General features: G+C 35.9%; 23 protein-coding genes. 17 read left to right on the top strand and 6 right to left on the bottom strand.

The annotated features are described in order from the left end of the window. Positions 1–8 precede the first annotated feature (8 nt). The gene (locus SFC47_RS18895) at positions 9–2,006 is read left to right on the top strand and encodes a glycosyltransferase family A protein (protein ID WP_411255905.1); all 1,998 of its coding nucleotides are present in this window, start codon (positions 9–11) and stop codon (positions 2,004–2,006) included. Positions 2,007–2,097: 91 nt separating this feature from the next. Here SFC47_RS18895 and SFC47_RS18890 read toward each other — a convergent pair whose 3' ends face one another. After that, complete coding sequence (locus SFC47_RS18890; RefSeq protein WP_411255904.1) at positions 2,098–2,877, bottom strand: glycosyltransferase family 8 protein; 780 nt, start codon at positions 2,875–2,877, stop codon at positions 2,098–2,100. A gap of 178 nt (positions 2,878–3,055) precedes the next feature. Between SFC47_RS18890 and SFC47_RS18885 the strand changes: the two genes are divergently transcribed. The 6 genes from SFC47_RS18885 (at position 3,056) to dacB (ending at position 10,569) form a co-directional block, all read left to right on the top strand. Next, positions 3,056–4,015 carry a polysaccharide pyruvyl transferase family protein gene (locus SFC47_RS18885; protein WP_411255903.1) on the top strand — a complete coding sequence of 320 codons (960 nt, stop codon included), beginning with the start codon at positions 3,056–3,058 and terminating at the stop codon, positions 4,013–4,015. Between the two features lie 149 nt (positions 4,016–4,164). After that, positions 4,165–5,475, top strand: coding sequence for a YheC/YheD family endospore coat-associated protein (locus SFC47_RS18880; RefSeq protein ID WP_411255902.1), 1,311 nt, complete (start codon positions 4,165–4,167; stop codon positions 5,473–5,475). Positions 5,476–5,495: 20 nt separating this feature from the next. After that, positions 5,496–6,572, top strand: a complete 1,077-nt coding sequence (locus SFC47_RS18875) for a YheC/YheD family endospore coat-associated protein (protein WP_411255901.1) — start codon at positions 5,496–5,498, stop codon at positions 6,570–6,572. Between the two features lie 4 nt (positions 6,573–6,576). Further along, the gene (locus tag SFC47_RS18870; RefSeq protein WP_411255900.1) at positions 6,577–7,962 is read left to right on the top strand and encodes a Mur ligase family protein; all 1,386 of its coding nucleotides are present in this window, start codon (positions 6,577–6,579) and stop codon (positions 7,960–7,962) included. A gap of 37 nt (positions 7,963–7,999) precedes the next feature. After that, positions 8,000–9,025, top strand: a complete 1,026-nt coding sequence (locus SFC47_RS18865; RefSeq protein WP_411256075.1) for a YheC/YheD family protein — start codon at positions 8,000–8,002, stop codon at positions 9,023–9,025. Positions 9,026–9,111: 86 nt separating this feature from the next. Further along, positions 9,112–10,569, top strand: a complete 1,458-nt coding sequence (gene dacB / locus SFC47_RS18860; protein WP_411255899.1) for a D-alanyl-D-alanine carboxypeptidase/D-alanyl-D-alanine endopeptidase — start codon at positions 9,112–9,114, stop codon at positions 10,567–10,569. A gap of 33 nt (positions 10,570–10,602) precedes the next feature. Here the strand turns inward: dacB and SFC47_RS18855 are convergent, their stop codons facing one another. Then, a complete protein-coding gene (locus SFC47_RS18855; RefSeq protein WP_411255897.1) occupies positions 10,603–11,085 on the bottom strand; it encodes an HIT family protein in 483 nt (160 codons plus the stop codon). Between the two features lie 72 nt (positions 11,086–11,157). Between SFC47_RS18855 and SFC47_RS18850 the strand changes: the two genes are divergently transcribed. Continuing rightward, a complete protein-coding gene (locus SFC47_RS18850) occupies positions 11,158–12,027 on the top strand; it encodes a deoxyribonuclease IV (protein WP_411255896.1) in 870 nt (289 codons plus the stop codon). A gap of 58 nt (positions 12,028–12,085) precedes the next feature. Continuing rightward, complete coding sequence (locus SFC47_RS18845) at positions 12,086–12,811, top strand: CBS domain-containing protein (protein WP_411255895.1); 726 nt, start codon at positions 12,086–12,088, stop codon at positions 12,809–12,811. 110 nt (positions 12,812–12,921) lie between these two features. Here SFC47_RS18845 and SFC47_RS18840 read toward each other — a convergent pair whose 3' ends face one another. The 3 genes from SFC47_RS18840 to SFC47_RS18830 form a co-directional block, all read right to left on the bottom strand. After that, positions 12,922–13,653, bottom strand: a complete 732-nt coding sequence (locus SFC47_RS18840) for a hypothetical protein (RefSeq protein WP_411255893.1) — start codon at positions 13,651–13,653, stop codon at positions 12,922–12,924. 149 nt (positions 13,654–13,802) lie between these two features. Next, entirely contained in the window at positions 13,803–14,213 is a 411-nt protein-coding gene (locus SFC47_RS18835; RefSeq protein ID WP_411255891.1) for an acyl-CoA thioesterase, read from the bottom strand. A 15-nt stretch (positions 14,214–14,228) separates the two neighbouring features. Next, positions 14,229–14,687, bottom strand: coding sequence for an SRPBCC family protein (locus SFC47_RS18830; protein WP_411255890.1), 459 nt, complete (start codon positions 14,685–14,687; stop codon positions 14,229–14,231). Positions 14,688–14,923: 236 nt separating this feature from the next. Between SFC47_RS18830 and SFC47_RS18825 the strand changes: the two genes are divergently transcribed. The 7 genes from SFC47_RS18825 (at position 14,924) to SFC47_RS18795 (ending at position 24,103) form a co-directional block, all read left to right on the top strand. Further along, entirely contained in the window at positions 14,924–16,138 is a 1,215-nt protein-coding gene (locus SFC47_RS18825) for a multidrug effflux MFS transporter (protein WP_411255888.1), read from the top strand. A gap of 125 nt (positions 16,139–16,263) precedes the next feature. Next, positions 16,264–17,781: a M1 family metallopeptidase gene (locus SFC47_RS18820; protein WP_411255886.1), complete on the top strand. Its 1,518-nt coding sequence runs from the start codon at positions 16,264–16,266 to the stop codon at positions 17,779–17,781. A gap of 118 nt (positions 17,782–17,899) precedes the next feature. Continuing rightward, on the top strand, positions 17,900–18,631 hold the full coding sequence (locus SFC47_RS18815; protein WP_411255884.1) for a DsbA family oxidoreductase: 732 nt from the start codon (positions 17,900–17,902) through the stop codon (positions 18,629–18,631). A gap of 148 nt (positions 18,632–18,779) precedes the next feature. Continuing rightward, entirely contained in the window at positions 18,780–19,424 is a 645-nt protein-coding gene (locus tag SFC47_RS18810) for an SDR family oxidoreductase (RefSeq protein ID WP_411255883.1), read from the top strand. A 196-nt stretch (positions 19,425–19,620) separates the two neighbouring features. After that, positions 19,621–20,226, top strand: a complete 606-nt coding sequence (locus tag SFC47_RS18805) for a DedA family protein (protein ID WP_411255881.1) — start codon at positions 19,621–19,623, stop codon at positions 20,224–20,226. Positions 20,227–20,290: 64 nt separating this feature from the next. After that, positions 20,291–21,739: a cardiolipin synthase gene (cls, locus tag SFC47_RS18800; protein WP_411255880.1), complete on the top strand. Its 1,449-nt coding sequence runs from the start codon at positions 20,291–20,293 to the stop codon at positions 21,737–21,739. Positions 21,740–21,946: 207 nt separating this feature from the next. Beyond that, positions 21,947–24,103, top strand: coding sequence for a sensor domain-containing protein (locus SFC47_RS18795; RefSeq protein WP_411255879.1), 2,157 nt, complete (start codon positions 21,947–21,949; stop codon positions 24,101–24,103). 215 nt (positions 24,104–24,318) lie between these two features. On the opposite strand, the gene SFC47_RS18790 is transcribed toward SFC47_RS18795, so the two are convergent. Then, entirely contained in the window at positions 24,319–24,627 is a 309-nt protein-coding gene (locus tag SFC47_RS18790) for a hypothetical protein (RefSeq protein ID WP_411255878.1), read from the bottom strand. 230 nt (positions 24,628–24,857) lie between these two features. Here SFC47_RS18790 and SFC47_RS18785 point away from each other — a divergent pair, with 230 nt between their 5' ends. Next, the gene (locus SFC47_RS18785; RefSeq protein WP_411255877.1) at positions 24,858–25,442 is read left to right on the top strand and encodes an undecaprenyl-diphosphatase; all 585 of its coding nucleotides are present in this window, start codon (positions 24,858–24,860) and stop codon (positions 25,440–25,442) included. The last annotated feature ends 227 nt before the right edge of the window (positions 25,443–25,669 follow it).

Genomic DNA, 25,669 nt, shown 5'->3' with positions numbered 1-25,669 from the left:
AATTAAAAATGAATAGAGGGATAACGATAAATAAGAACAAGACACGTAAGAGGAAAAGAATTAAAAGAGCAAAGAAAAACTTCACAAAAAGCCTAAACAGAGTAGATGCTTTGAAAGAAGAATATGTTGAAAAAGGTCTAGATAAAATGGAGAATACCTTCGTTCTGTACCGCATTATTGGTAATGATCTTTATCCTAGGCATCAAAAAGGACAAACTCTTAGCAATCTTCAATTTATTTTGGAAAATGAACCGAATTTGGAGAATTGCGAGAAAAGATGGATTATTAATCGAATATTTGATAAAGATCTAGAGCAGGCGATTATTGAAATGTTAAGAAGGCACCAACAGGAATTTATTCATATCCCATTTCTTAATGAAGAGTACAAAAAGATTGAGTTAGATACGAGTTTCCTCCCTACCCCTAACTTCTTAGAGAGTAAGGAATATGCTAGAATGGAGCAGCAAAGAAGAAAAAGGATAATAGCTGCCATCATTAGGAACAAAAATAAATACGTAATGAACGTAAACGGTGCTCGAAATACTGCATTACGTGATGGAAAATTTAGAGCCAAATGGGTATTACCCTGGGATGGTAATTGTTTTGTCACTCAAATGGCTTGGAAGCAAATTTGTTCTGATGTCATTGCTAGGCCATATTTAAAGTATTTTGCAGTTCCCATGACTAGGGTTTTAGAGAATAAACAACTATTAGCGGATACCTTTATTCCTGTACCAGTAGAAGAGCCACAATTAATTTTTAGACTGGACGCTAATGAGGAATTTAATGAAAACTTTTGGTATGGTCGACGAGATAAAGTTGAGTTATTGTGGCGTCTTGGAATTTCAGGGAAGTGGGATTATTGGAAAGATGATTTCTGGGACAGTAAACGATTACCTTTTTCCAAAGAAACAGGTCAACATGGACAGGCAGGATGGGTAGCGCGTTTGTTTTCGGGTATGACATCACTTGAAAAAAATTCAAAACAAAGAAATATTACACGATTTGAAGCGATTATAAAGACCATTCAGTATTTGGATGAAGAAGTATTAAAACATTCAAGTGAATCTGACAATCAAATTTATACGATGCTTAAAAAAAAAAATAAAATAAACACTCAGTTCGAAATAACAGGAGACCATTCTTCTGACAATGTGAAACAAACCCTTTTGGAACAATTAGATCAGGTTGATAATTATTTTGAGACGGTTAAAATTGATAGGAATAATAATCCAGTTAATGTGGAAGTTGCCTTTGCTATTTCGCTTAAGAGCAAGCGGTCATCCCGAAATTGGACAAGGGTTCAGAACAATTTAGCTAGAACACTAAGATCCATTTTAAACAATACGGACCAAAATTTTAAAATAGTAATTGCAGGTCATGAGAAACCAAATATTGAGGAAATGGAGAATATTCGTGTTACATGGCTCCCCGTGCGGTACCCCCCTCCAAAATACATTAGTAAATTTAGCAGTGACAAGTTTCGAAAACGTAGAGTCATTGGGGCGTATTTACGGAAAATTGGGTTCTCAGGATACTTTATGCCTCTAGATGCAGATGATTGGGTTCATTATCGTTTTGTTGAATTTATCAGGTCTCATCCCATAAAAGACGCTTTTGTAATGAACACTGGATGTATGGCGAATTTTAAAAACAAACAGGTATGGTTAAGGGATGGTTTTTACTTTAGCTGTGGAAGCAGTGCAGTATTTTATTTTCGAAATAATGATTTCCCTCTTACATCTAGGAAGGCAGATGTGATAAAAACTAAATTTAAATGGGTAATTTTGGCTCACGGTAAGGTTACAAAATATCTAAAAAATAAAAACTATTTACTGGTGAATTTCCCATTCGTCACTTGGGTTGTTGCACATGGAGACAATAATACAATCATAAAAAGAAAACTGAAAAGAACAATATCTGCAAATAGTTATAATGCAATTCCTGAAAGACTTGAGAATTGGTTTTATCAATATTTTAAAATATGGAAACGTAAGTCAAATTAAACTTTTAGATTATCAATGACTTAATAGAAGGTAAGCCTTTTACAATGCTTACCTTTTTTAGTTATTAAAAGAAATTCAAAAAAAAGTTTACTCATAAAGAACTTCCTTGGCCCCATTTTGAGAGATTTAGATATTTATAGTATTCATGATTATATCTAGTTTTTGAATTCCAGGGCTTATTTGGCCCTGTAAAATGGATGATGGACGGGTTATCGATCTTAAATTGGTTCCAATATCCTGTAGCATAATTCCAAGTATAATCGAGTTTAAGACAATTTCGATGAAGAATAGCATTTAACGCATCTTGATCCATTAATTTTAACTTTTGTGGATTATTTTCAATAAATTGAATGACTTGATTTGGTATATTATTTTCCCTCCATTTCTTTAAATTTATTAGTAAGACACCTGCATTAAAATAAATTGAAGTCCTAGGTATTGATAATACTTTTTTCCTTTTCTTGTACTTGTCCTCAACAGCTGCAAGGTAATAGTTATCAATATTTACTTCCCACAGTTTTGATATATCATCTCTTAGAATAAGATCACAATCAAGGTATATGGCCTTCGTTACATCATTACCTAAGATATTCGGGATAATCACTCGATAATAAGTTTCTATGCTGATATAACCAAGATTCTCGTTTACTTTAAAGGATGTAAATAGATCATTATCAACCATAATAAAATTAAGCTTAATATTAAACCTTGTAACAACTTTCTGTAATTCACTCTTATTTTCATTGGAGATATTTCCATCAATAACATAAATATGAATATCTATATCCTTGTTTACATTCTCTAGTAACGAAGTTAACATTACCCCTAAATGCTTTGCATAATTATTATTGGATGCTGTCACAATGTGCATGTTGCTAGTCACCTCAATTCATTTTGTTATATATATTGTATGGCATATATTTTTATAGGTTTGTACATCTGTTATAAAAAATAGAGATGTAATTATTTTATCCATACCTGACATTGGTTGTTCCGATTTAAGCTTAGAATTATATACTGTTTAGTAAAGAAAATAAGAAGGTGATTCTTTGAAAAACATTGCTCTCTTTGATACATCAATTGGCAGTGATAATCTTGGTGATCAGATTATAATGGAAGCTGTCGAAGGGATTATACTAGATCTATTCCCAAATGATTACCTCATCAAATTTCCAACCCACGATGTCATTTCTAATCCTTCCTATAAACTGATTAAAACATGCAATAATAAATTTGTAGGTGGAACAAATTTATTAACCTCAGATATGAAATCTTATAAACTCTGGAAAATTGATATTAATGATGTTAAGCATATAAAAGAAGTAATATTATTGGGAGTTGGCTGGTTAAAGTACCAAGGAAAACCAAATCAATATACTGCAAATATTTATAAACAACTGCTTTCAAAAAGGCATTTACACTCCGTTCGTGATTCGTATACAGAAAAACAACTTAAGTCTATTGGCATTCAAAATGTTATCAATACTTCATGTCCAACAATGTGGGGATTGACGCCAGAGTTTTGCAAGCAAATTCCAACGAAAAAGGCTAGTAAGGTACTATTTACTTTAAGTGAATGGAAAAAGGAAGTTGAACAGGATAAGAAATTAATCAATATGTTAGAACGAAATTATAGTGAAGTTTATTTTTGGTCACAAGGTATTTATGATTTTCAATATCTGCAAACAATTGGGTGTAATAAGGTAAAAATCATATCACCATCAATTTTAGCTTTTGACCAATTTCTTTTAAACAATGAAGTTGACTATATTGGAACTCGTTTACATGGCGGGATTAGAGCTTTAAAATGCAAAAAAAGATCACTTGTTTTAGCCGTTGACAATAGAGCTGTAGAAATATCAAAAGATACCAATCTTGCAGTAAGTAACAGATATGATTTTCCTTCCATAGAAAATTGGATAAATGATGAAAAGCCAATTACCATTCATCTGCCAATAGAGAAAATATTAGAATGGAAAGCTCAGTTTAATATGGCTGAAAGCACGTAATGAACCGTGCTTTATTTTTTTGTCATTTTTCACGCTCTACAAAGTGTCATTAATCATAAAACTAGTCATATGCCGTTTCCATGTTCCTTTACCAAGCATGTAATAATACACAGACTTTCTAGGTTCCTAAGAACACGGGGGTAAAACCAATGGTTTTTATAAGATATCAAGAGAATCAAGACACAATCCTTATTCCCATGAAACTGTTAGAACAATATAAAATCGGATCTCAGAGAATTATCTTGAAAATTGGAGGATACTCTAAAGAGCTGGCAGTGAAAGTTCATGACGAATTGCCTGATAACACAATAGGAGTTCCACAAATGTCCAATGAACTCACGATACCAGAGGATATACCTTATGAACTAGTCATGAACGGGCGAGTACTATCATTGGGTCCAGTTATTGCTTTGGTTGCCTACTTAAACCCTAGTGAATTAACCCCTAAGAGATTAGAAAGCCTAAAAGGCCGTTTTTCCGAGTATCTAAGTATTAAGGGGATTATTTATGTTTGTGCTTCAAGAGGAATAAATATCGAAAAGAAACACATTGAAGGGTATTATTATCATCCACAAGGTGACACTGCAGCCACTCGGTGGATTTATGGTGCTTTTCCTTATCCTGATGTAGTTTATAAACGGCATCCCATTGATACCGTAAGATATAATGACTTAATTTCACAAATTGGTGACAGGGTGATTAACTCTTACTATTTTTGTAAGGGGGAACTGCCGGAATATGCTTCAAGGAATGAAGTCATAAAAGAACTATTTCCTGAAACGGAGAAGTTAACAGGTTTAGAACAGCTTAGTCAGATGTTAAGAAAGCATCCGACAGTTTATTTAAAACCTCCTAAAGGCGAAGGAGGAAGAGGGATCTTTAATGTAACCATGGATGCAGAGGGGAATTATGTTTTTGTTAATCATAATAATCTAAAAACAATGATGAGTGAACCTGCTGATTTAAATCAGTTTTTAGAGAAGTTTATCCATCGGCAGTATATTATCCAACAAGGTGTATCCACCACAATAGGGGATAAAAATGTAGACTTTAGAGTATATATGCAAAAAAATGGGTTGAAACAGTGGGAATGTCAAGGCATGATTGGCAGAGTCGCCAAGAAAGACAAGATTGTAACCAATTTAAAATATACAGACAAACTATTAATGGGTATTGAAGCCATTAAGTTATTGTTTGGAGTCGGCCATTACGAAGCGATGCAAATTCAATCAAAAGTCTATGATAACTGTATGAAAGTAGGTATGGAATTAGATAAATGTGTAGGGAATTACGGGGACGTAGCAATTGATTGTATTGTTGATCGAAATTATCATGTATGGATTCTAGAAATTAATAAAAGATACGGCTATGATAGCCTGGCAAAAGTGAAGAATTATCATTTAAGGAAACGCTTATTCGTCACACCCTTTCGTTATGCGAAAGCTTTAGCCGGATTTTAGTGAAAAAGGAGACTAGGAATATGAACGCTCCGACACTTGGTATATTAGTAGATGGGTTGATTTATAGTGGAATTAAAGCTAATGTGTCCTACTTTGAACAAATAAGTTTTTATGAAGAGGCCTGTATGCAATTTGGGCTTCATCCTTGCTTTTTTCGATTAAAAGATATATCCCTCGAGAATAATCAAATGAATGCGTTAGTAAGAGGGAATAAGGGAAAATATGAAGTGAAAACAATCAACATACCTAAAGTCATTCACAATCGCGGCCTTTTTTTTAAGAGTGAATCGAGGTTAAAACTAAAGAAATTACAGGAATCTGGTGTTATTATTTTTAATGATTGGAACCGTTATGGAAAATGGGACGTTCATACAATCCTGCTGAGAAATAAAGAATTACAGCCCCACTTACCTGAAACGAAACGGGCAAGTTCGGGAAATTTCATACAAATGATGGAGAAGCATAAAGAATTAATCATTAAGCCGAATAGTGGAAGTCTAGGCGGCGGTGTTGTGATGGTTGAAAAAAAGGATCGTGAGCTTTGGGAAGTTTGTTACAACCAGAAGAGAGAGGTGTTTGCTGCAGAATGGCCAGAAATCATACGAAAGAAGGTTTTAAATAAGCATTACATTATTCAGGAAAGAATTCCTCTTGCTGAATTTCATGGCAGCCCTTTTGATTTACGAGTTTCTGTCCAAAAAAATGGAGCAGGAGAATGGCAGGTAACAGGTATGGTTGGAAAGGTTGCTAAGATAGGAAACTATGTGACTAACGTTGCAAAAGGCGGCACCTGCAGGTCACTTGCGGAATTAGTAAACGAATTTTCTGATTGGGATCTTAAGGACGTCTCGCAATCTATTGAGAACTTTTCGATTAAAGCTGTAACGGAATTAAATAAGTATTACCCTAACCTAGCAGATGTTGGGCTGGATATTGGATTAACACCTGAAGGCTTTCCTATGTTTATTGAATGTAATGGCCGTGACCTAAGAATTACGTTCGGAAAGGCTAACATGCATGATGTTTGGAAAGCAACCTATATCACACCAATTAGTTATGCGCGGTATCTTTTTGATTCCAAGATTAATGAGGAGTAAATGTATGAAAACTCTCAAACTGGCAGAAATTGTTGACTTGATAAATGGCAAAATAGTTCAAGGAAATCCTGAATGTGAGATCAATAAAGTTGCAAAGATGATAAAAAACATTGGTGAAAATTCTATTTACTTTCATCTGAATAAAAAAAGTATTAATACTGACTCTTTACAGGGAAAAACGAGGTATATCATTGTAACGGAAGATATTGGGATTCTTAAAATAGTTGATCAATCGGCATCGGTAATAATGGTTGATGATGGGAAGAAGGCATACTACCAGTTTATCGATTATTACCGTAACCTTTATTCGATTCCGGTAATCGGCGTAACAGGAACATGTGGGAAAACAACCACAAAGGATATGATTAGGCATATTTTAAAACCATACTTACAAGTTCATTCCACATTGCTTAGTCAAAATGGTCTTCATTTAAACTTGCACTATTTAATGGGAATTAATGAAAAAACAGAAGCTGCCGTCTTTGAAATGGGGGTCGCTTACCCTGGAAATATTAAATCCAGCGGAAGATATTTTAAACCAACCATCGGGATTATTACCAATATCGGTGAAGCCCATCTAGAGGGATGTAAAACATTAGAGAAATATATAAGAGCCAAGGGAGAAATGTTAGAAGTTCTGCCTGAAAATGGAACATTAATTATAAATGCTGATAATACAAATATAAAAAGATTACCAATACATTCTTTTAATGGATGTGTACTTTCATTTGGCCAGGATCAAGACGCAGATTTTAGAGCAGCTAATATTCAATATGAAGATGACAGGATGGTATATACCTTACAGGTTCGTGATTCACAATATGAAGCAGTGATTCCAGGCTATGGCGAACACAATGTTTATAACAGTCTTGCCGCTATCGCAGCAGCAAGCTTACTAGATATCCCCATTCAATCTGCAATCGATAGATTGAAGACGTTTAAAACCATGGAGCGTCATGCTAAACTCTATAACTCAGAAGGAATTACCGTTATTGACGATACATGGAGCTGCAATCCGAGCTCCGTTGTGTCAGGATTAGAAGTTCTTAAGAAAATATCGAATGGGAAAAAAGAGGTTCTTGTTCTTGGGAAAATGCAGCGTCTTGGATCACAATTAAAGAATCAACACCTCAAATTAGGGGAAACCATCATGGCTTACGGAGGAGTAGATGAATTAATAACTGTTGGTCCCCAAGCAAAGTTAACTGGAGATAAAGCAATAAGCTTAGGATTGGATCCCAAAAAAGTTCACTCCGTTGTAAATGCCGATCAATTAGAATCCAAACTAGCTGAAATTGGTATGGAGGATAAGGTTGTCCTATTTAAGATGTCACTTGGTAAAATGGAGCCTGCTTACCGGAGGGTTGTAGAAAAATATCGATTTTCATAGTATCGTTCATTCATTTTGATTACTTCATAGGGATGTGATGAATTTGCAAGGTATCGGTATGCTTCACTACCGGAAAAATCCTGCAGATGTAAAAAAGGCGTATCCCTTTGCAGCCGTTGCGAAAATGGAAGGGATGCACTTTTTTTACTTTTCATTTAAAAATGTGGACTTTGATAACATGAAGATAAATGGCTGGATGTATGAGGAAGGAAAGTGGATTCAGAAACAAGTTGATTTTCCTGCAGTAGTGATAAACAGCTGCAACCCAAAAACGGAAAACCAGAGATTGATATTAAAAAAGATAAAAAAATATGCAATGGTAACGAGCTTTCCTGTAGGTAACAAAATGAAAGTATATAAAAAAGTGAAAAAAGCAAAAGTATTCGCCTCTTATCTCATCCCCTCCGCAGCTCTTCACAATTCAGAAGAAATTATAACATTTTTAATAAATCAGCCCAGAGCTGTTGTGAAGCCTTTTTCAGGAAATCATGGGAAAAAGGTGTTCTTTATCGAAAAAACAGAGGAACATTATAAAGTAACAGAAGGATTCACGATTCTGTATTTGGATGAAGAAGAATTGATTTCCTTCTTTCGGCCAATTATTACAGCACAAAAGTTCCTGCTGCAGCCTTTCATTGAATGTAAAACAAAAAATGGTCTTACGTATGATTTTAGATTACACGTTCAAAAAAATGGTGAAGGGAAATGGGAAATTACATTAATTTATCCTCGAATAAGTGGAAATGCGAAAATGATCAGTAATATTAGCAGCGGCGGTTACCGGGGAGAATTAGCTTCCTTTTTAGAAGATGAATTTGACGAAAATGCGGCAAAGGTTAAGGACATTCTAGAGGACTTTGCTCTATCCTTTCCTGCTCATTTTGACACCTTGTATGAACACTCGTTTGATGAACTTGGAATAGACGTAGGTATTGATCCTGACCATAAAATTTGGTTATTTGAAGTGAATTGGAGACCTGGTTCAAAAAACAGGGAATTTGAAGTTGCCAAACGCCTTATCCCTTATTGCAAATATTTGTTAAGTGAAAATAGTAAACAATAATATGATGCCAGATTGTTTTAGAATAAGTTGTTCAGGGAATGATAGCTGATAAAAAAACAATTTGGAAGTGGAATCAATTGAACCTCATGCACAAAAGTGTTATTAGAATTTTATTATTTTTAATTTTGGCGGTATTGTTACCGCCTTCTACATATTCATATGCGAATGTATCTCATCAATTATTAAAAGAAGAGATTAATAAGCTATTACAGGAAGAGCCGCTTTTGAATGGCGGTCTTGCAGGCATTAGTGTCCGTTCTGCAAAAACAGGGGAAATAATATATGAGCACAATGGTGAGACCCGTTTAAGGCCAGCCTCCAATATGAAGCTCCTCACCTCAGCCGCTGCCTTATCGGTCTTAGGAGAGGAGCATCGATTTAAGACTGAAATTCGGATTGACGGAAAGAGAGACGGGAAAATCTTAAAAGGGAATCTGTATATAAAAGGATTTGGTGATCCGACACTGTTAAAAAAAGATTTAACTCGCATGGCTAAGAATATTGCCGATTCCGGCGGTATCAAAAAAATTGAGGGTGACCTGATAGCTGACGACAGCTGGTTCGACGATGTTCGCTTATCTCCAGACTTAATTTGGAGCGATGAGTACGCGTATTACGGGTCACAAATTTCCGCCCTCACACTTTCGCCTGATAAAGATTTTGATTCAGGTACTATTCTGGTCAATGTATCTCCTGGATCGAAAATAGGAGATCCAGCAATTATTAAACTCTCACACAAAACAAAAGATGTAAAAATTATAAATGAGGCAGCTACTATATCTCCTGATGGAGAAACAGATCTAATAATCGACCGACAACATGGTTCAAATACGATCGTTGTTGAAGGATTTCTACCATTGGGAACAAAACCTAATAAAGAATGGGTCGCAATTTGGGAGCCGACAAAATACGTCTTATCACTCTTTAAGAAAGAACTAGAAAAACAGGGAATCAAGCTTACGGGAACTGCTAAATTAGGGGAAACACCGAGAGAGGCAAAAACCCTTATAAACAGGCCATCTATTCCTTTATCTGAACTTTTAATTCCTTTTATGAAGCTAAGTAATAACGGCCATGCGGAAATCCTCGTTAAGGAAATGGGGAAAGTAAGAAAAGGTGAGGGTAGCTGGGAAATAGGGTTGAAAGTGATAAATGACGAACTGCCTAGATTAGGGGTTAATACAGATACTGTAGTGATTAGAGATGGTTCAGGAATTTCTCATGTAGACTTAATTCCGGCCAATGAAATTTCGAAACTTCTATTTAATGTCCAAAAAGAAAAATGGTTTCCAACATTCTTGAATGCCTTACCAGTTGCTGGTGAACGCGACAGAATGGCGGGTGGCACATTGAGAAATAGATTGGAATCCTTAAACGTTAAAGCAAAAACAGGTACGATCTCAACTGTAACCTCCTTATCCGGTTATGTTGAAACGAAAAAAGGAGAAACACGCATTTTTTCAATTTTATTAAATAACCTGGTTGATGAAGAAAAGGGAAAAGAAGTTGAGGATAAAATTGTAGAAATTATTGCAAGTCACTAAAATAGGAAAACAGACTTGCTATTGTCTGTTTTCCTATTTTAATGCATTTTTTAAGTCATCTATAGCTTTCATGACTTTTTGATTATTTTCAACTGTGTTCCGATTATTTCTCGCATGAAGCAATACAGGCCGAACGGATTCAACAGAACGTCCAAATTCTTTCATCCACTCATACCGAGGAACCATCCAGGTGTGAAAGTGGTGGGTTGTATCTTCGTTGTAAAAATAGTAAACATAGTCAATTCCCAGTACTTTTCGCTGCGCTTTTCGAATTATTGTCATCAGATTTATGTAATCATTTCTTTCTTCTTCGGTAAGCTCATCCAAACATTTAATATGCCTTTTTGAAGCGAGGATGACCAGCCCTTCAATGGGATAGGCAACGTCCTGATGGGCATGGAAATGCTCAGATTCAATGATTATGCCGCCATCCGGCTCAATCAACCCGCTAGTCAAAGCACAGCTTAGGCATTCAACTTCTACCGTTTTTCCATTTGATAATGTTATGGTTCTCATCTGATTCCCCCTCGGAGAGTATCCTGAATTATCTTACAACATTCACCGAAAAAAGAATAGCCTAAACAGCTGATGCAGACACTAACACTAAAAAAGCGGTGGGATACGATGATTTTTGGTTGTCATGTGAGTATTAGAAATGGCTACATAGGAGCGGCAAAAAGTGCGGCTTTATACGGGGCAAGGGCATTTCAGTATTTCCCTAAGAACCCGCGAAGCCTATCGATAAAGGATTTTGACCGAATTGATGCTGCAAGCTGTAAAGAGTTTTGCCAAGAGCACAATATAATTTCTGTTGCGCATACACCATACTCAACAAGTTTGACTCCTTCTGGGGAGAAAAAAGATTTAACCATTGCATCATTACTAAATGATTTAGAAATAGCGGATTCATGCGGATCAGTTGGTGTAGTTGTTCATTACGGCAGTCAAATTAGCAAAAGTGATCCACTCGCTAGTTATCATTTAATGCTCGAAATGCTCAATTCGGTCCTCGGCCAATGGGATGGCGATAGTTTGCTTTTAATCGAAAATAATGCTGGAACAAAAGGCGCTCTTGGAACCACCTTTGAAGAACTAGTTCAGATCCGAAACCTAGCAGATCATCCTGAGAAAATAGGGTTTTGTCTAGATACTTGTCATATGTTTGCTAGTGGACTTTGGAATGGTGAAAATACCAAAGAATTTTTCTCTAAAGGAAAGGAATTAAACTACTTTGAACATCTGAAAATGATTCACCTAAACAATTCAAAATATGAGTCAGGGTCAAAAAAGGATCGTCATGCTAATATTTTTGAAAACGGAATTATTAAAGAAGAGTCTCTGAAGGAAATTGTTACCTCACCGATTATAAAGGATATACCATTGGTGCTAGAAACTCCCGATGATGAGGGGATTAGCCATAAAGATGAAATTATGATGCTCTATAAAAAATGGGGATAGTGAATTATTCACAAAAAATATATAATAAGAGGAAATAATTAAAATGGCAGGGGTTAGGATGAAACAAGTGAAAAAAGGACCAATACTATCCGAACGATTTGAGGTGGCCTTTAATCAAGTCCATGATGCAATGAAGGATATTGTCAAAATTAATGATGATAGATTTGTAGTATTAGTAAAGGTTGGAGCTAAGAAATATCAAATTATTGAAACATTTAAAAAAGATCTTGAACAATATGCAAAGCTGCGTAACGCTATTGTCCATGAAAAAATGGAAGTAGGCTACTATATTGCGGAACCGAATGCAAAGGTTGTAGAGCATATAGAAAAAATTGCCCATGTATTTAACCGTCCTAATTACGCTTTGACGATTGCGACCAGGAATGTTATTTATTTTGATTATAACGATAGTATTCTCAAGGTAACAGAGGCAATTCGTCAGTTTAACTATTCGAAGTTTCCGATATACAAGAATAAAGAGTTTGTGGGCTTATTGACGGCAGGGGCGATTGTTAAATGGATGGCTCAGAATATGGTGAGGAGTTCTATAAACCTAGAAGATACACATATTTCAGATATTATGAAATACGAAAAGGAGCATCCTATCGATTTTGTTGGAAAGAGCACGAATATTTTCGATGTAGAAACCATATTCGAAAAATCACATAAAGTAAAAAAGAAATTAGAGGCTGTAATCATTACTGAAAATGGTAAAAAGGACGAGACCCCTTTGGGCATCATTACTCCATGGGATTTGATTGAGATTGATTATACCATTGATTAAATGAAGGAGCGTACCAAAATAGGTATGCTCCTTGTTTATTGAATTTTCTTTGAGCACCTAGAAAAAATGGTCCTGCATTTTTTCCTATAGCAAGGGCGCTCTTCTTGTCCTTATGGCATATCATCAAAATCAAATTCGCTTAACTGATCCATATGGCTGGCAATCATCGCGATGATGGTGCTGGCTTCTTCTTTACTGAAAATAAAGTGTGATTCGTCTTTGATTAATTCATCATCGGTTGTCCATATCCGATTAATTCGTTTCAGCACACCATCACCTGTCTCTGGTACAACCCCAAATTGATATGTTACTTCGACTTCATCCTCATGTTTAAAGGCCGTTACCTCAGGTGTGTTCCATTCCACATCAATTTCTTCAAAAATATCATCTTCATTTACTTGCTCAGCCTCATAATACTCTACACCATCATCATCGGCCATTTCATAACAGTCTTCATCGTCAACATACACTTCATCTGATGTAAGATAGACGCCGTCATCTGTATAATGATCATCATCGTTCATATAATCATGAAGGCTTGCATGAACCTCATCGATTATATCTTCTATGTCCGAAAGGATGACTTTAGCTGTATGCCCACTGTCAACATCAAAGGTATCGATGTAAAATTCTTCGTTCTGAGGATCAAAGAACAATGTGCAAAAATAGTCTCTATCGATTTCTTCTGTATTCACATCTTCTGTTTCTACAAAAAATTCGATCCTCGGATGTTTGGCAGCTCTCTCAATGGACATTTGACCAACCTGATCATACTCTTCACATATAGATTCTAGGTGATCCTGAAGTTCGCCGCAAACTCTGTCAAACCATTCTAACGACATTAACATCCCATCCTTTCTAGGTAATCGAGGTTATTATCTCCAACAAGATATGTTTAATCCATGCATTATTGTAAATCTATGGGTATTTTGTCATAAGGTTGTCCAATAAAAAAATTCTCCAAGAAAAACTAACTGGAGAATTATGGTCCTTACTTATACTCGAGTTCAAATTGTTCGATTCGTTCTCTTACAAAATCAGGAACAGGACAGGGTTCCATGGTTTGGTGATTTACACTTACATAAATGACCTCTGCTAGGAGAACAGGCTCGATTTCATCTTCTCTCGTAATCATAAACTTCATTGTCATGCTTTTGTTTCCGACTCTTTCCATTCTGCACCAAATGGTGAGCCAATCATGTAAGAATGCGGGCCGTTTATAATCGATTGTCGACTTTGCAAGAACGAAATCAAACTCCTCATCATGATGAAGAAACTGCTGGAAATACTCTGTGACGGCAACATCTATATATGTTAAGTAATGTGAGTTAAAAACAATCTTTTGACCATCAATTTCCGAATAACGCACCTTTAATCGATGTGAGAAACGATAATCTACCATTCGAGGCTCCTTTCTTTATTTGACTAAAGCTTTTTCCTCGGCGACCTCTTTTACTTTTTCAACAAATTTCACTACTGTCTTATCACCTGCAAACCATAAAAATAATTTAAAAATTGTCTTAAGTGGTTTATTTGAAGTTGTGTACTTGAAGTGTGTTTGATGATCATTTAATTTTGTTAACTCATAGCCAGCTGTGATTTCAAAATAATTAGCTAAGTTAAATCCGACCTTCATTTTCTTAAATTCAGGTGTGTCCTGATATTCTAATGTTTCGACATCATACTCCATAATCCGTTTGCCTTCTTTATACTTCTGACGATAGATACTGCCTATACCTTCTTCTGTCACCTTCACCGGTGTATTCTCAACAACCTGCGGCATAATTTTTTGCATATTTTCTAAAGTACCATCAAATAATGCCCAAATTACTTCAATAGGAGCATCTATTTCTATTTCTTTTGTCCATTCTTTCATTTGAGAACACCTCTTATATATATTATTTTGAATTTTTCGAAAAAATAACAGGTTCATTTTTAATATTCTATCTTTAGTGTGAAAATCCTTTCTTGTAGCAAACTCTTATATGTCCAAAGGTTGTTAGAAAAGTGGGGAAATTGTTTCTAAGTTATCCCATTTGATATATAGTAACAATATTGCAAGTATTTTATGAAGGGAATGAATCAAATTTGGGTACATCATTAGGAGGTTCAATGGATAACCCAGGGACATTATCTCGGTCCAAACGATTATGGGTTGCTGTTGTATTGGGTTCATTAGCAGCTTTTGCCCCCTTGTCCATTGATATGTATCTGCCAGCCTTACCTATTTTAGCAGATTACTTTCAAACCAGTGCATCCTCTATACAATTAAGCTTAACCTTTTTTTTAATAGGATTATCATTGGGGCAGTTGTTTGCAGGTCCGATTAGTGATATTCGCGGGAGGAAAAAACCACTTTTACTTGGGTTAACTATTTATTTTGTCGTTTCGCTATTATGTGTATTTAGTCCTTCCATTTGGACATTTATTCTGCTGCGTTTTATTCAAGGGCTGGCTGGTGCTGCTGGCATTGTCATCTCAAGGGCGATTGTCCGCGATTTATATTCGGGAACGGAATTGACCAAATTCTTTGCGCTCCTTTCTTTAGTAAATGGGGCTGCCCCCATTTTAGCTCCAATAGCTGGTGCTCAGCTTCTTAGGTTTGTTCCATGGCAAGGTGTTTTTATTGTCTTAGGGTTTATAGGTTTTATTATGTTCATAGCCGTCTTTTTAGGTCTATCGGAAACACTTCCAGTAGAAAAACGTTTACGCGGCGGGATTAAAAACACCTTTCTGACATTTCGTAATCTTTTCGTTGACCGCAGTTTCATGGGATTTGCAATTTCTCAAGGACTTATTTCTGGTACAATGTTTGCATACATATCTGGCTCTCCCTTTGTGGTCCAAAACATTTACGGTGCTTCTCCACAAGTTTTCAGTCTTATTTTTGCTATCAATGGGCTCGGTATCATGATTGCCAGCCAAACTACGGGTAGATTAGCAGGGAAAGTACAGGAGGTAAAACTATTAATCTTTGGATTAGGTATGTCCTTTTTTGGAAGTATCTCCTTATTCCTTCTTATACTTCTCCAAGCAAAATTATGGGTGATATTAATACCATTATTATTTGTGGTATCTAGTGTTGGGGTCGTAAATACTGCAGGATTCTCACTTGCCATGCAAAAACAAGGTAAAAATGCAGGCAGTGCCTCTGCGCTTCTTGGTGTTCTTTCATATGTATTTGGTGGTTTAACCTCCCCTTTAGTTGGAATTGGAGGCGGGGAAACAGCTATCCCAATGAGCCTCGTCATTGTTATCGCCTCATGTGGTGCAGTTCTATCCTATGTCTTTCTAGTATTTAGAAAGACAAGCAAATATGATATTTAATTGATTGTTCCCCTGCCAGTGTCGGCAGGGGATATTTATTTGAGTAAAAGTTTTTATAAATTGAAACTCTTGCTGTAAAATATCGTCTAAAAATCGAATGGAAATTACATAATTAGGAGGTCACTATGAACAAAGGGGAAAAAAGGAAGAGGAGAAGTTATTGGCTCACTGCTTTTTTGATAGTGCTTGCATTACTGTTTGCAGGGTGTAAAGAGAACCAATCTAAAGAGACTGCTGGAACAAATAAAAGTGTTAGTAAGCCGCAAGAATCTAAATTTATCCCGACAGAATACGAATCTTCCGTGAATGTTAATGTGGAGGACAAGATGCTGACAGGTGCTCTTAAAGTAAAAGCTGTCAACCAAACAGGGAAAAATCAGGATAAAATTTATTTTCATGTATATCCGAACCAATTTAGAGAAGGTGTAGATTTATTAGGTGGATTTTGGCGTCAAATCATTGATGGAAATTCTGAACCTGGAACGATGGAAGTGTCCGACGTTCAGGTAAATGGAAATAAGGGGAATTTTAAAATTTCAGATACTATCCTTGAAATACAATTGGATCAATGGAAAAAGGGTGAAGTTATTAATCTTGAAATGAATTTCACTATGAAGGTTCCGAAAAATAATGGTCGTTTTGCTTATGATGACAATGCGATATGGCTGGGAAATTGGCTTCCTATTCAAGCGGTATATGATAAGAGAGGCTGGGTAACAGATCCCTATTATTCAATGGGAGACCCGTTTTATAGTCAAATTGGTAACTATACGGTCGAGGTAAACGTACCGGGAGCATATCAGATTGCAAGTACCGGTAAGGAAGAAGAAGCAACTAAGGAACAAGATGGAACCCTGAGCTATTCTACTACAATTGGTAATGTACGTGACTTTGCAATGGTGATTATGGATGAAAACTACCAAAAGTTTTCAGACCGAGTCGGTGAGACAACTGTTAATACTTGGTACCTAGCAAGTGATAGCCATGAGGCAGCAAAGCAAAACCATGAAGCAGGGATAAAATCATTAGCTTATTTTAGTAAAGTTTATGGGCCATACCCTTATCCGGAATATGATATCGTTCGAACTGGTATGTTTACAGCGATGGAATTCCCAGGATTAATTTATCTTCCTAAAAACATCCTAGAGACGAATGAAACAGAGGTTAGCTCGGTGGTTCACGAAACAGCACATCAATGGTGGTATGGAATGGTTGGAAATGACGAAGTGAAGGAGCCATGGCTTGATGAGGCTCTGGCAACCTATGCTTCTACAAGATTTATGTTAGAGGAATTTCCAGAGCGCAGTGCTATGAATATTGAAATGAGAAAGGAAATGACTGCAGGAACCGAGAGGGATGAAAAAAAGGGGATATTTATCGGGAGTCCTGTCGATAAATTTACCAGTATCGGTTCCTATTCACAGCTTGTTTACCAAAAAGGCGCATTGATGTTGGAAAATCTTGAAAAAGAAATAGGAAAAGAGAAAATGGATAAATTACTTCAGACTTATTTTAAAGAATATCAGTATAAAAATGCTTCTAGCAGCGACTTCATTTCTGTATTTAGAAAAGAACTTGGTCCAGAAGCGAAGGAATACCTTGAGGGCTGGCTAACGGGTAAAGAACCTGAATTTAAACAATAATGAGATGAAAATGCCGCCGAAATCCCGGTGGCTTTTTAACAATTGCAGGCATGATTGAGCAGTTTTTAACCATTGCTGTGATACTATAAGAAGGAAATGAACAAGAAGAGGTGTGAAGATGAAAATTGAAGTATGGTCTGATTATGTTTGTCCGTTTTGTTATATAGGAAAACGTCGTTTAGAGGAGGCGCTTGCTCAATTTCCACATAGAGACAGTGTTGAAATAGAATTCAAAAGCTTTGAGCTAGATCCTAACTCTCCTGAATATAGTGGCAAAAGTATTCATGAAACTTTAGCATCAAAATATGGGATGAGTATTGAACAAGCAAAGCAAGCCAACCAAAATGTTGGTCAGCAAGCGGCTGCAATCGGCCTGACGTTTAATTTTGATGAAATGAAGCCCACAAATACGTTTAATGCCCACCGCTTGGCAAAGTTTGCTAAATCTGAAGGAAAAGAAGCAGTATTAACTGAAAAACTGCTGTATGCATATTTTACTGAATCTAAGAATATAGGTGACCTAGAAACGTTAGCTGAGATTGCCAAAGATTCAGGACTAAATCGTGAAGAGTCATTGAAGGTTCTTCAAGATGAAAAAGCATTTGCAAATGATGTTAGAATTGATCAATCAATTGCAGCGCAGTACCAAATTACAGGTGTACCGTTTTTTATTCTTAATCAAAAATATGCTATCTCCGGTGCCCAGCCAACTTCAACTTTTGCAGGAGCACTTCAAAAGGTATGGGATGAAGAAAATCCAGCCCCAGTTCTGCAGGACTTGTCTACTGTAAGTGCAGAAGATGCAAGCTGTGTAGATGGAAACTGTATTATCCCAGAGAAAAAAGAATAGACATTAGGCAAAGACTGCATCTTTCTGGTGCAGTTTTTTTAGATGTAATATAAAGGACTACTTGGCAATTCACTCTCTTATTATAGGGATTTGCATAAGTTATTCCCGCAATGAAATAATACTGATAAACAAATAAGGAGCTAACAACATGAACGTATTGGTAGTTGGAGCTAATGGCCAGGTTGGTAAACTGCTGGTCAATCAACTTAGAGACAGTAAAGAACATACAGTTAAAGCGATGGTTAGAAGGGAAGAACAAGCTGAGGCTTTTAAAAAAATGAATTTAGAAGTAGCAGTAGCTTGTTTGGAACAAAGTGTCGAAGATATAGCTCAGGCCGCAAGAGGCTGCAATGCGATTGTATTCACTGCGGGGTCGGGTGCGCATACCGGTTATGATAAAACGCTTCTTATCGATTTAGATGGTGCTGTAAAAACAATCGAAGCAGCAGAAATAGTTGGGATTAAACGCTTTATCATGGTTAGTGCCATTCAAGCTCATAGAAGAGAGAATTGGCATGAAAGTATGCTTCCTTATTATGCGGCAAAATACTATGCTGACAAAATGCTCGAACAAAGTGAATTAACATATACCATTATACGTCCTGGCGGGCTTTTGAGTGAGCCAGGTACGGGCATGATTATGGCAGCGGAGGATATACCAAGTGGGAGGATACCGCGTGAAGATGTTGCAGCAACGATTATTCATTCTCTAACAGAAGAAAATACCTACTACCAGTCTTTTGATCTCGTTTCCGGGGAAGTAGCCATTAGTGAAGCATTAAAACTCCTTTAACAAACAGTAAATAATGATCGTTTCTTTGAATATATCGATGGTAAGCATTTGAAATTCAAATGCTTTTTTTCGTTGAATTTGGTTTTAATTTTTCCTTCTAAAAATATAGTAAGTAGAAGTAGATGTCCCATTTGAAACTTTTATGATTACAAATCGTATATGAATAATAGCAATTTACTATTAGGTGGAGGGTATTATGGATATATGGATTAGAGAATTCATTGGACAGTATGGGTATTGGGGAGTGTTTCTCCTTATTGCACTTGAAAATATATTCCCGCCCATTCCGTCCGAAGTAATTCTTACCTTTGGCGGGTATATGACAGCTCATACCAATCTTACACTTCCAGGAGTTATTACTGTCTCTACATTAGGTTCTGTGTTTGGAGCGGTTATCCTTTACCAACTCGGAGCAATAGTAAACGTAAATAAATTAGAAGCAATAATTGAGCGATGTGGGCGATATCTCCGAATAACAGTGGGGGATCTATATCGAGCAGATACTTGGTTTGATAAATATGGGATATGGACAGTCTTTTTCTGCCGGTTCATTCCCCTCATCCGAAGTTTGATTTCAATCCCTGCAGGAATGGCAAAGATGAATTTTTGGTTGTTCATAAGCTTCACAACTTTGGGTACTATTATTTGGAATACTTTATTAATTAATCTAGGTGCTAGTGTAGGAGAAAATTGGGAAGTTATTGTGGAAAGAATCGATCATTTTTCTAATTATTTTATTTTGTTTTTTGCCATTCTCCTAATTGTCTACATTGGATGGCATAGAAAAAGAAGAAGATACTAGAATAAACTGCGGGTAAATCTAAATTGACTAAGTATATTTTATGTCGGATGAGAGGGTTTTTGCCATGAATATTACGTCTATTTTATTAGGCTTTTTATTGGTTTTGAATATCATGTTGGCCCTCATTGTCATTTTTCAAGAAAGAAGAGACGTTGGTTCTACATGGGCCTGGCTGTTAGTACTATTTTTCATTCCGATTTTGGGATTTTTAATGTATCTATTATTGGGGCAAAATTTAAGTCGAAAACGGCTTTTCCATTGGGATGATCTTAAAAAGACAGGTTTTGAAAAAGCGTTAGAGACACAATTGACCAAATTTCGTTTAAATCAATTCTATTACCGGAATGATGTAACAAGGAATAATCATGATTTGATATACATGCATATGATTAACAATCAAGCTATCTTGACAGAAGATAATAGTGTTGAAATTTTTACGGATGGTAAAGAAAAATTTGATCAGTTATTTAAAGATATTAAAAAAGCCAGGAATTATATTCATATCCAATATTACATTATTAAAAATGATCATTTAGGAAAAAAACTGATTGAAGCTTTAACTGCAAAAGCAAGGCAGGGCGTCAAGGTGCGGATCCTTTATGATGAATTAGGTTCGCGAAGCTTGCCGAAGAGATCATTTAGAGAATTTCGGAAAGCTGGAGGTCAAGTCGAAGTCTTCTTCCCATCTAAATTTCGATTCATTAATCTAAGAATGAATTATCGCAATCACCGGAAGCTGGTAATTATTGATGGGAAAATTGGTTATGTAGGCGGCTTTAACGTTGGAGATGAATATCTAGGACTAAATAAAAAATTTGGTTATTGGCGGGATACCCATTTACGGATTCAAGGTACTGCGGTGTATGCTCTTCAGACCCGTTTCATCCTGGATTGGAATCAAGCCTCAGATGATCAAGATGTGGACTATGTTCCTAATCTGTATCCCGAAGATGTAGCTCATGGGAAAATCGGAATTCAAATCGTAACAAGTGGTCCTGATTCAGAGTTCCAACAAATTAAAAATGGCTATATAAAAATGATTATGTCCGCCAAAAAGTCAATATACATCCAAACACCATATTTTATTCCTGATTCCAGTTTGTTGGATGTCCTTAGAATTGCCTGTTTATCTGGAGTTGAAGTCAATATTATGATTCCAGATAAACCTGATCATTTATTTGTGTATTGGGCAACTCTTTCGCATGTAAGTGAATTATTAAAAGTTGGCGCAAAGGTATATATTTATCGGAACGGCTTTATCCATGCAAAAATGCTGGTGGTCGATGAAGAAATTTCATCTGTAGGGACAGCGAATATTGACTATCGAAGCTTTAAACTTAATTTCGAAGTAAATGCTTTTTTATATGATGAAGGTGTGTCTAGAAAACTAACCGAAACGTTTAAAGAAGATATAAAGGTATCGATGCTGTTAACGTATGAGGGATATCAAAAACGTTCCTTGGAGGTACGACTTAAAGAATCGGTATCTAGATTACTTTCACCGATTTTATAAGTGTGGAAATGTTCAGTTTTTCTGCGAAAAAGGTGTGGACGATCGAGCATGGCAGGTTTCATCGGCGTCATCCCCATTCGCATTGATAAAGTTAAATTAGCCTATCCCGTATGGGGCAGGCTATTTTTTATTTCTGAACTCATGTCTTTTATTAGTTGTATTTTGGGAAATAGTATTAATAAATGTAACTTGGAGGCTTTGCGGAATATGGAGGAAATAACCTTAGGTTTGGTTCTTGGAATCGGGATAGGATTAATCATTGGTACTATTGTTATCTATGCTTCCTATATTCGTAAATTCTCAAGAAATTATAATCAATATCAATTAAATGAGCAGTATTATAAATCTCTCTATGAACAAAATCCTGATGCTGTGATTATTTTTGATACGGAGGGAAAGTTTATCAGCGCAAACAAAGCTGTGTCAGCATATGGGTTTAGTCAAGATGAGTTACTTCAAAAACCCTTTGCAGAATTTCTTCTGCCTCAAGATTTGGACAGAGTAATGGGTCATTTTAGCCAAGCACTAGATGGTAAGGCAACAGCCTATGAATGTTCTATTTTCGATAAAGAGGGGTTTCAAAGAGATATTGGTGTAACAAATATACCTATTTATGTGAACGAGAAAATTACTGGTGTCTATACAATTATAAAAGATATTACGGAGCATAAGAAAGCTCAAATAGATTTAGTTGAAGCCGAAGCCAAATATAGAAGCCTAATAGAAAACTCTTTAGTAGGAGTTTATATTATTCAAGATGGAAAAATTGTTTATGTTAACCCAAGGCTATGTGAAATGTCAGGTTATCGTTTTGATGAGTTATACGGTATGGGGATTAACGAATTTATTTTTCATGAAGATCTGCACCTTGTTAATGAAAATATCCAAAAACGTGTTAAGAATGAATTGGGTTCGGTTACATACGAATATCGCGCAGTACGTAAGGATAAAAGTGTTTTAACAGTGGAATTGTTTGGTTCAAAAATAAACTATAATGGCCGGGACGCTATCATTGGGACCCTAATCGATATAACGGAAAGGAAAAATAACGAAAAAATGATTAAGCACATGGCCTATCATGATCAATTAACAGATTTGCCTAATAGATATTTGTTACGTGAGAAACTAAATGAAACTGTTAATTTTTCAAAACAAAATAATCAGAGATTTGCGTTGCTGTTTATGGATTTGGATCGTTTTAAGGCCATAAATGATACGATGGGTCATGAAATAGGGGATAAAGTTTTAGTTGAATTTGCAGAAAGATTAAAAGGTTGTGTTAATCCAAATGATATTATTTCAAGGTACGGCGGGGACGAATTTTCGATTCTACTTCCTAATTCGAACGAACAAAGAGCGGGTGAGGTAGCAGAGCAAATTATCTCAAGTTTGTCTGTTCCTTTTATCTTCTATCATCATGAATTTATGGTTACACCAAGTATAGGAATTACAGTTTTCCCTAATCATGGAGAAAGCTTTGGAACACTGATCAAAAATGCAGATTTAGCGATGTATCATGCAAAAAGCTTAGGCAAGAATAATTTCCAATTCTTTAATGATGAGTTAAATAAAAAAGCTCAGTATGAATTGGAATTGGAAGTAAGCCTGCGAAAAGCACTTGAACAAGATCAATTGGAATTATATTATCAGCCGCAATTTAATATAAGAAATAATGAGCTTTGTGGAGCCGAAGCTCTTATGAGGTGGAGACACCCTGAGAAAGGCATTATTCCACCAGCAGCCTTTATACCTATAGCGGAGGAGACCGGGTTGATTATTCCGATGGGAGAATGGGCGATTCGTACAGCATGCATGGAAAATAAAAAATGGCAAAAGGCTGGTTATCCACCTATTACGGTTTCTGTAAATATCTCAGCTAAACAATTCTTTCTTTCAAAATTGGTTGAAATCGTACAATCAGCTTTAGCTGATGCAGAATTAGAACCAAAATATTTAGAACTAGAGATTACAGAAAGTATTACCATGAATGTAGAAGAATCCATATCCACTCTTTTAGAATTAAAGAAAATTGGCGTTAAGATTAGTATTGATGATTTTGGTACGGGGTATAGTTCCTTAAATTACCTGAAAAGGCTGCCAATCGATAAATTGAAAATAGATCAATCTTTTATTCAAGAATGTCCTAGTGACATAAACAGTAATACTCTTGTCCGGACCATAATTGTAATGGCGCATCTATTAAAACTTCAAATAAAAGCTGAGGGTGTTGAAACACAAGAACAAATCTCCTTTCTTTTAGAACAAGGGTGCCAAGAGGCACAAGGGTATTTTTTCAGCAAACCATTACCTGTGAGTGAATTTGAAACGAAGTTTATGGAAAAACGCTTGGAGAATAAGACTTAGGGACTAAGGACCCATGGGATGGTAAATAGACGGAAAAATTCCGATTAATTATTAATTATGATTAAAATCAGCTTAAACAGGTGGAGAGATTCCGCTTATTGGGTTCGAAAAACGTGATAATGGGGGAGTTTGCTATTCATAAGCGGAAAAACTCCCCTTAATTAGCCCGAAACGAGCTTCATTCAGTAACTAACCGGAAAAACTCCGTTTATTTTTTACCTCTTTAGTCTCTTAAGCACGTTATCCTCAAATTCAGCTTTATCTATGTCTAATCCAATTACTTCATTTCTAAAGGACTTAAAACGTCCATTCTCCACTTCAAGTGTAAAATAGCCTCTCGGACTGGTTAGGTTAATATCTCCGATAATATTTTTCCTTCTGGCAGGATCAAACAAATTAACTAAATTAGGATTACTGGGATGTGGTTTAAACCGACAGCCTTGTTCCACACAAATTCTCACAATATTACGTACCTTTGGATGAGCAATGCTTTCAACCTGTTTAATAACTTCTTCGTTCGCCATAGGATGTGATTCTCCTTTCCATTCCTTCAACAGTATGTGAGAATGAAGAAAAATATTCATAACGATAAAAGTAATGTATTAGTCTATGTTCTTCTTCTTTAAAAAGAATAGGTTACAGGTTTAATTATATAAAATCTTACAAAAATGTAAGGTAAGTGTAAGGAAAAGAAATTTAGAAATCATTATGATTGTCATATACTCCTTTTAGCAGAAGTTCAAGGGGGGAGTATATGAATGAGAAATTATTTAGATTAATAAATGATGTAGGGAAAGAACATACATTTATTAATCCTGTATTTGTATTTGTTGCGGAATATACAGTGATTTTCTTAGCATTAGCGATTATTATTTTCTGGTTTACTAGATTGAAGCAGAATCGGATTATGATTATTTGCGGTTCGATCACATTTGTTATAGCTGAGATAGCTGGGAAATTAGCAGGAACATTTCATTCCAATAGTCAGCCTTTTGCTGAATTGTCTAATGTAAATCAGTTAATAGAAAAAGCTGTGGATAACTCATTTCCAAGTGACCATACTATTTTGTTTTTTTCATTTTGTACGACATTCTTGTTATTTAGAGGTGGTAAAGGGTTAATCTGGGTGCTTCTTGCATTTCTAGTTGGTATATCTCGTATTGGGGCAGGAGTTCATTATCCAGCTGATATCGTGGCAGGGGCATTTATTAGCATCGTTTCAGCGGTTCTAGTATTTCGCATTGTTCCTAATATGAGAGTGACTCAAAAATTGCTTGGGATGTATGAAAAAGGTGAATCTTCAATTCTGTCGTATAAGAAAGACAACTATCATGGATAATTATTTAAATAAAAGTAACCTGCTTAATCCATCAATTAAGCAGGTTTTTATGTACACGGGTTAAAAGAAATTGGAAGGTTTTACATATTGCAGTGTTTCATATGGGGTGTTATTATAAGAAAGTTCCTTCGCGGAGTGGTTAACAACATTATGAAATGAAAAAATATGTTGACTATTTTGAAGTGAACGTGGTAAGATATTTCTTGTCGCTAAAAAGTGACTGACTA

This window comes from Neobacillus niacini, assembly GCF_046591715.1.
Lineage (GTDB): Bacteria > Bacillota > Bacilli > Bacillales > Cytobacillaceae > Neobacillus > Neobacillus niacini_L.
Note: the sequence above shows the minus strand (reverse complement) of the source record. Positions and strands in the feature narration are given on the sequence as shown.